Origin of the sequence: Sporosarcina luteola (assembly GCF_007991495.1) — a bacterium.
Lineage (GTDB): Bacteria > Bacillota > Bacilli > Bacillales_A > Planococcaceae > Sporosarcina > Sporosarcina luteola.
This window is the reverse complement of record NZ_BJYL01000066.1, coordinates 1-7,855: the sequence shown is the minus strand read 5'-3', so window position 1 is coordinate 7,855 and position 7,855 is coordinate 1. Positions and strand designations below refer to the sequence as shown.

Annotated in this window: 10 protein-coding genes; all 10 read left to right on the top strand. The window is 44.7% G+C overall.

Annotated features, from left to right (window positions below; translation table 11 throughout):
* Window positions 1-118: 118 nt before the first annotated feature.
* Entirely contained in the window at window positions 119-946 is an 828-nt protein-coding gene (gene rsbRA / locus SLU01_RS17605; protein WP_147060794.1) for an RsbT co-antagonist protein RsbRA, read from the top strand.
* The gene (locus tag SLU01_RS17600) at window positions 946-1,308 is read left to right on the top strand and encodes an STAS domain-containing protein (protein WP_147060792.1); all 363 of its coding nucleotides are present in this window, start codon (window positions 946-948) and stop codon (window positions 1,306-1,308) included. Before rsbRA ends, SLU01_RS17600 begins: the two co-directional genes overlap by 1 nt.
* 2 nt (window positions 1,309-1,310) lie before the next feature.
* Complete coding sequence (locus SLU01_RS17595) at window positions 1,311-1,712, top strand: anti-sigma regulatory factor (protein ID WP_147060789.1); 402 nt, start codon at window positions 1,311-1,313, stop codon at window positions 1,710-1,712.
* A gap of 14 nt (window positions 1,713-1,726) precedes the next feature.
* Entirely contained in the window at window positions 1,727-2,737 is a 1,011-nt protein-coding gene (locus SLU01_RS17590) for a PP2C family protein-serine/threonine phosphatase (protein WP_147060787.1), read from the top strand.
* 71 nt (window positions 2,738-2,808) lie between these two features.
* Window positions 2,809-3,150, top strand: a complete 342-nt coding sequence (locus SLU01_RS17585) for an anti-sigma factor antagonist (protein WP_147060796.1) — start codon at window positions 2,809-2,811, stop codon at window positions 3,148-3,150.
* Window positions 3,137-3,610, top strand: a complete 474-nt coding sequence (gene rsbW / locus SLU01_RS17580; protein WP_147060785.1) for an anti-sigma B factor RsbW — start codon at window positions 3,137-3,139, stop codon at window positions 3,608-3,610. Before SLU01_RS17585 ends, rsbW begins: the two co-directional genes overlap by 14 nt.
* Window positions 3,585-4,370 carry an RNA polymerase sigma factor SigB gene (gene sigB / locus SLU01_RS17575; protein WP_147060784.1) on the top strand — a complete coding sequence of 262 codons (786 nt, stop codon included), beginning with the start codon at window positions 3,585-3,587 and terminating at the stop codon, window positions 4,368-4,370. Before rsbW ends, sigB begins: the two co-directional genes overlap by 26 nt.
* Window positions 4,370-4,966 carry a PP2C family serine/threonine-protein phosphatase gene (locus SLU01_RS17570; protein WP_147060782.1) on the top strand — a complete coding sequence of 199 codons (597 nt, stop codon included), beginning with the start codon at window positions 4,370-4,372 and terminating at the stop codon, window positions 4,964-4,966. The genes sigB and SLU01_RS17570 overlap by 1 nt, the downstream gene beginning before the upstream one ends.
* A gap of 88 nt (window positions 4,967-5,054) precedes the next feature.
* Entirely contained in the window at window positions 5,055-7,226 is a 2,172-nt protein-coding gene (locus SLU01_RS17565) for a Tex family protein (RefSeq protein WP_147060780.1), read from the top strand.
* 8 nt (window positions 7,227-7,234) lie between these two features.
* On the top strand, window positions 7,235-7,690 hold the full coding sequence (locus tag SLU01_RS17560) for a SprT family protein (RefSeq protein ID WP_147060778.1): 456 nt from the start codon (window positions 7,235-7,237) through the stop codon (window positions 7,688-7,690).
* The last annotated feature ends 165 nt before the right edge of the window (window positions 7,691-7,855 follow it).

Here is a 7,855-nt window from a genome sequence, read left to right as displayed (position 1 = left end):
TCACTCCCTCCTACTCGATTGCTTAGCGCCATCGCATTCTTATTAGATGTGTAAAACCAGATTTTTCGGTACAATGGAGGTATGACGTTTTTATTTTGTTGAGGAGGCATTAGGACGGATGAATAAAATTACGGTAGAAGGCATCAATCAGAATATGGATGAAATCATCAGCCGCTGGATAAAAAAGATGAAGGAAGAGAAAGGGGAGCGCTTTTTCCACTTCATGCCCGATCATCTTGTCGAAAAGACGAGTAGGGAGTTTGCGGAATTGATGACGTCGAGCGTTAACGAATCTCTTGCCGCTAATGTTGATAAGATCAATGACTTCACCGAAAAAGTCGTGCGTTTCGGTTGGGCCATTAAGTTCGTGAACAAGGCAATTGATAACTTTTCGGATATCGTCTTTGAACTTTTTGAAGAAAAGAACATCGTCAACGACGGAAACTTCAAGTCTTTCAGTCAACTATTTAAAAGTTGGATCAACCCTCTTCGGGAAAGTATCATTGATGCCTATTCAACAGAATGGGAGAGAACGGTCAGTTTACAGAAAATTGCTCTACAAGAACTATCGGCTTCGTTAATACCTGTATTCGATAAGATTTCTGTTATGCCTCTTGTCGGAACAATCGACACAGAGCGCGCGAAGCTAATTATGGAAAACCTTCTGGAAGGCGTTGTCAGCCAACGCGCAGAAGTAGTGTTGCTTGATATTACGGGAGTTCCAGTCGTTGATACGATGGTTGCACATCATATTATCCAGGCGGCGGATGCGGTCCGTTTAGTAGGAGCGAAGTGTATGCTGGTTGGAATACGACCGGAAATCGCGCAAACGATCGTCGCTCTCGGCATCAATCTACATGAATTTACAACGAAAAGTACCTTGCAGAAGGGGATGCAATCGGCCTTGGCGATGACAAACCGGGCAATCGTGGAGGTGGAAGGATAATGATGACCCGTATACCGATCTTGAAATTGAATGACGTCTTAATTGTATCCATCCAGTGGGAATTGGATGACCAGACTGCAATTCAATTTCAAGAGGACCTATTGAATAAAATGCATGAAACCTCAGCGCTTGGGGTAGTGATTGATTTGACGCCGATTGATTTCATTGATTCTTTTATTGCGAAAGTGCTGGGCGATGTTATCAATATGACGGGATTGATGGGTGCAAAAGTTGTAATTACCGGAATTCAACCTGCAGTGGCAATCACATTGATTGAGCTTGGAATTCGCTTGAATAATGTAATGACTGCACTAGATTTGGAAAACGGTTTGGACAAACTTTATAAAGAATTGGAGGCCTGACCATGAACTATAGGTCTTCTGTAGATATAATCACGGAGTGGGATATCGTTGCTGCCAGACAACTAGGGCGTAACGAAGCAAAGAAGGCCGGTTTCGGAACCGTCGACCAGGCTCGCATTACTACGGCCATTAGTGAATTGGCAAGAAATATTTATCTGTATGCCGGTAAAGGCCGGATTGAGATTGAAAGAGTGACAGACGACGGAATGTTTGGCATTAAAATCGTCGCCTCCGATGACGGACCGGGTATCCAAGATTTGCGTAAAGTGATGGAAGATGGCTATACGACATCAGGCGGTCTTGGTGCTGGGATGCCCGGAGTCAAAAGGCTGATGGATGAATTTAAAGTCATCTCAGAACCCGGAAAAGGCACAACGATAACCGCAACTAAATGGCTCCATTAAGGAGGTGGTAACGAATGCCGCAAGAAGTAGGTAGGCAATACAAGGAAATCATGAAAAAGTATTTGGAAAGCCATAGCGAAGAGGATCTTTATGTCGGACAGCAATTCAGCCGACGTTTTATTGAAAAAGAAATTGCACCTGAAGACGTTATTAGCATCCATAAAACTGCCATGATTGAACTTCATCCTGAATTGCGGAACGAAGTTTGGGATTCATTCGATTTTTTGATCGAAATGATGATTCATTATGGACTTACATTACGCGAACACCAAAGCCTCATCCGCAAACAGGAAGCGATTCAAATTGAAATGGATGTCGCCACAAAGGTGCAGGACACTATCTTAAAAACGAAAATGCCGATTGTGGACGGGCTTGATGTCGGTTTGGTTTCCCAACCGGCCCGTCAAATGAATGGGGACTATATCTATTTCCTGAATGGACAGAACGAATCGAGCGTCGCTGTAGCGGACGTAATAGGGAAGGGGATACCTGCTGCATTATGCATGTCCATGATTAAATACGGCATGGATGGTCTTGAAAATGATAATTCGAATCCTCGGAACGTGTTGGAAATCATTAACCGGATTGTCGAGAAAAGCGTTGATGATTCAATGTTCATATCCATGTTTTACGGAAAATACGATGGGGAAAATGCGACATTCTCCTATGCTTCGGCAGGTCATGAGCCGGCATTGCATTTCAATGCCAAGACGGGAACGTTTTCAGAACTGGATGCGAAGGGGCTTCTCCTCGGCGTCAAAACGGATGCTGTCTATGAAGAACGTTCCGTTATGATGCAAGATGGGGACTTCATTGCAATGATGACGGACGGGGTAACGGAAACGAGGACGGAAGAAGGGTTCATTGAAATGGAAATGATCCAAGAAATTCTCGCGGAAGTGCAAGATGAACCTGCGCAGCAAATGGCTGACCATATTTATCATAAACTAGCAGGCCTTCAAAACTATCGATTAAGCGACGACTTCACTATTGTCATCTTCAAAAAAGGGACGGAAAAGGTTTGATTTTTGAAATGGTGGGTATTAAATAAGGTAGTATATTATTCAATATGAAAATAGAGAGTCGGGGTGCAGAGATGAATTTACAAGTCGAACTATTAGAAGAGAACAGTGTTCAATATTATAAGGTTGTCGGTGAAATAGATGCCTTTACAGCACCTGTGCTAAAAGAGCGTCTGGCGGCTGTGGAAAATATCCAGGAGCTGAAAGCTGAACTGGATCTATCGGAAGTAGATTATATGGATAGTACAGGCCTTGGAGTATTCGTTGGTTTTTACAAAACAGTGACATCCAATGGCGGACACGTGAAAATAACAGGTTTAAATAAACGTTTGCATCGGCTTTTTGAAATCACCGGGCTGAGCGAAATTATTGATATTGAAAAGAAGGAAAGTGAGGACAATAATGGCACAATATGATTATATAGAAATCAAAATTCCCGCAAAAGCTCAATACGTCGGTGTAGCTCGGTTAATGATTTCAGGAATCGCAAGCCGTCTTGGATTTACATACGATGACATCGAAGATTTGAAGATTGCTTCAAGTGAAGCGATTACGAACGCGGTCCAGCATGCATACGGTGCGGATGATGAAGGGGAAATTGTTGTCGGATGCGCCTTGTATGAAGACCGGTTGGAAATTATGATTGCGGATCATGGTGCGAGTTTTGATTTCGAGGAAACTAAAAAGCATATCGGACCATACAGTGACGCTTCAGAAGCCCGATTCCTGCGCGAGGGGGGACTAGGGCTCTACTTAATGGAGACGCTCATGGATGAAGTTAAATTTCATCACGAGGAGGGCGTAACTGTCTTTATGACTAAATATCTCGGCGGAGAGCGGGGCGAAGAAGATGTCAAACGATCAGCCAACTCATAAGCCAGATACGAAAGAAAAAGTATTGGAATGGATCAAACAGTACCAGGAGACGAATGACGATGAGGCGCAGACAAATCTCGTCCTGCATTATGAACGCCTCGTCCACTCCATTGCTCGCAAATATTCAAACGGAAAGCCATACCATGAAGATATCGTGCAAGTCGGTATGCTTGGACTTCTCGGAGCAATCCGTCGGTATGATCCGGAACTGGGCCGTAGTTTCGAAGCGTTCGCAGTACCGACGATCGTAGGGGAGATCAAACGGTTTTTACGTGATAAAACATGGGCTGTGCATGTTCCAAGGCGTATTAAGGAACTTGGACCGAAAATAAAAGCTGCCGTGGAAACGTTGACGATTGAAATGCAGCGATCCCCGCTTGTTAGTGAAATAGCGGAATACTTGGATACTGATGAAGAATTGGTGTTGGAAGCGATGGAGATGGGAAGAAGCTATCAAGCCCTTTCAATGGACCATACGTTGGAAGCCGATTCCGAAGGCGGTACGGTGACATTATTCGATATTATTGGTGAGTCAGACGATGGATTTGAACGAACGGACCATCGCCTTGTTGTGGCGAATGCGTTGAATGTATTGTCTGAGCGTGAAAAGCAGATTATCCAATATACATACATCGAACAATTAAGCCAAAAAGAGGCGGGAGAACGGCTCGGTATTTCCCAAATGCATGTTTCAAGGCTCCAAAGAAAAGCGATCAAAAAATTGCAAGAGGCCATATTGGCAGCTGGTGGTGCTTCGTAGTGGAGAAATTCAAAAACGAATATGTAGAGGCTTATGTCTATAACGCAGCGAAACACGGGAATAAGGAATCGGGAGACACGTTTTACATCCATTCAGAAGAGGATTACTTCATTTGCGCCATTGCCGATGGATTAGGCAATGGCGTTGTCGCCCGTCAGTCAGCAGAAATCATCCCCGAAGTCCTGGCGCAGTATCATGATGAATCGCTTGATGAACTTTTGAACCGTTGCAATGACTATATGGTTCAAAAACGTGGGGCGGCCGTTGCTATTGTGCGGGTGAACTATGAAGAGGGGACGATCGAATATAGCTGTGTGGGAAACGTAAGAATGTACATTCTTCATGGCTGTGAAAAAATGATCTATCCATTGCCGGTCATGGGATTCTTGTCAGGTAGACCTCAGACAATGAATACACAGAAATATAAATACGATGTCGGGGACATGTTTTTCCTTCATTCGGACGGAATCGTGTTGAAGAGTCCGAAAGCAAGTATGAAACAAAGCAGAAATGCTTTTGATCTATATAATATCGTTAAAGAAACGGCCGATTCCGGAGATGATGCCACATTTATCGCCGGCTGCCTGCTTCAGTGATGAAGCAGGCTTTTTCTATGCTTAAAATAGAGTAGACGGGCGGATAAATGGTAAACTGTTAGTACTGAAAGAAAGGGTGGGGAAATGTATGACGAATACTATTATAGAAGCAACGGCCAAAAGAGCCGCCATTAGCGCAAAGCAAACTGCCAATGTTATCTCTCTTCTTGATGAGGGCAACACGGTCCCTTTCATAGCACGTTACCGAAAAGAAGCGACCGGCTCACTTGATGAAGTGGAAATCAAAGCGATCGAAGACGCGTACCATTATGAAAAAGGGCTTGAACAAAGGAAAGAGGAAGTTATCCGTTTAATTGAAGAGCAAGGAAAACTGACTGATGAATTGAAAAAGGATATCGAAAAGGCTACAGTCCTCCAACGGATTGAAGATTTGTACAGGCCGTATAAGCAAAAACGCCGCACCCGCGCGATGATTGCGATTGAAAGCGGACTTGAACCATTGGCTGACCGTTTACTGATCTTCGGACCGGAAAACCCGGAAGCCATTGCGGCCGCTTTCGTGAATGAAGAGAAAAATGTTTCATCTATCGAAGAGGCGTTGGCGGGAGCGCGTGATATTATTGCCGAACGGATTGCGGATGATGCAGCACTTCGTGAAAATGTCCGTAAACTTGCCTGGTCGGACGGACAAATGGTTTCTTCGCTACGTAAAGGCGCCGAAGACGAGCGCAGCGTCTATGAAATGTATTATGAATACGAAGAACCGTTAAAGAGAATCGTTCCCCATCGTGTTCTTGCGTTGAACCGTGGGGAAAAGGAAGAAGTACTTCGTGTCAGCATTGCTTTTCCGGCGGAACGAATCATTGCAGGACTTGAGCGTGAATTAATTAAAAAACAGCATGCTCCGTCAGCTGTGCAAGTGAAGGAGGCAGCTGAAGATGCATTTAAACGTCTGATTGCTCCTTCTGTAGAACGTGAAATCCGGACGGCATTGACAGAAAAAGCGGAAGCGCAGGCTATCCACGTATTCTCAGAGAACTTGAAAAGTCTATTATTGCAACCTCCTTTAAAAGGCAGAATGGTTTTAGGCGTCGATCCTGCATTTCGAACAGGTTGTAAATTGGCGGTCATCGATGAAACGGGTAAAATGCTTGAAGTATCCGTCATCTATCCGCATCAGCCAAAGCCCGATAAAGAAGGTTCTAAGAAAACAGTCTTATCTGTCCTAAAAAAATACAACATCCCAATTATCGCCATTGGGAACGGAACGGCATCTCGGGAAACGGAGAAGTTCATCGCCGAGTGCATTAAGGGATCGACTGAACCAGTTTCATACGTTATCGTCAATGAGGCGGGAGCAAGTGTCTATTCTGCATCCTCGCAGGCCCGTGAAGAATTCCCGGATCTCCAAGTTGAACAAAGAAGCGCCGTCTCGATTGCGCGAAGACTGCAAGACCCATTGTCCGAGCTCGTCAAAATCGATCCGGAATCCATCGGCGTCGGTCAATACCAACATGACGTAGCACGGAAAAAACTATCCGAATCACTATCATTTGTTGTGGAAACTGCTGTAAACCGAGTAGGTGTGAACGTGAACACAGCTTCTTCTTCATTATTGCAATACGTGGCGGGGCTTTCCAAAACGGTTGCTGAAAATATCGTGAAGGCGAGGGAGGAAGAAGGGCTATTCCAAAAACGAACACAGTTGAAGAAAGTTCCCCGTCTTGGTGCGAAGACATATGAACAGGCAATCGGATTCCTTCGTATCCCTGAAGCGAAAGATCGATTCGACTCGACAGGATTGCATCCCGAAAGCTATGCAAGTGCCGAACAGGTACTTATAGAGGCGGGCGTGGATAAGAGTATGATCGGAAAAAAAGAAGCCATCGATGCTCTTGCCGAATTGGATGTCCCGACATTAGCGGAAAAGCTCGGCGTCGGCGAAGTGACATTGCGCGATATCATCGACACGTTACAGCGCCCGAATCGCGATCCGCGTGACGACTATCCACAACCGATTTTGAAAGCGGACGTTCTCGACATGAAAGATCTTTACGAAGGACTTGAAATGCAAGGGACCGTCCGAAATGTAGTAGATTTCGGTGCGTTCGTCGATATCGGTGTCCACGAAGACGGCCTCGTCCATATATCAAAATTGAAAAAAAGCTTCGTCAAACATCCATTAGACGTTGTCGCTTCCGGCGACATTGTAACCGTCTGGGTCGAAGCTGTCGACAAAAACAAAGGAAGAATCTCCTTGACGATGATTCCCCCACAGGGAAATGAATCGCCGAGGTGAACAGATAAATGGAGCGACAGGAACTGCAGCAACTAGTTGAACGCCTTTCAATCGGATATTTTAAGAAACCATTCAGACATGAAGCTTCCTTTAATGCAAGACTACGAACAACAGGCGGACGCTACAAACTCCAGGACGGTTCGATTGAAATAAACCCGGCAGTCCTGGAAAGATACGATATGGATGAACTCGCTGGCATCATCAAACATGAACTTTGCCATTACCATTTACACCAGGAAGGTAAAGGGTACCGCCATGGAGATGCCGACTTTAAGGATTTATTAAAAGCAACAGGTTCACCAAGATACTGCAAACCGTTAGCAACAAAGGCGGACAAACCGAAAAAGATCCATCTATATAAATGCAAAGCGTGTGGATTGGAGTATAGACGCCAGAGAAGAATGGACGTGCGCAAATACAGGTGTGGGAAATGCCACGGTGAAATCATTAGCATCCAATCATAACATTCTTGCCAAGCCGTTAGTATCAAGGCTTGGCGAGATGTTTCCAACTCTTTTCAAAAAAACTTAAGAAAAACTGTTGACGAATGAATATAAGGTGTCTATAATAGAAAAAGTCGATAAGGGAACGCGAGCAAAACAGTTTCAAACTTCCCGAAGACTTACTAA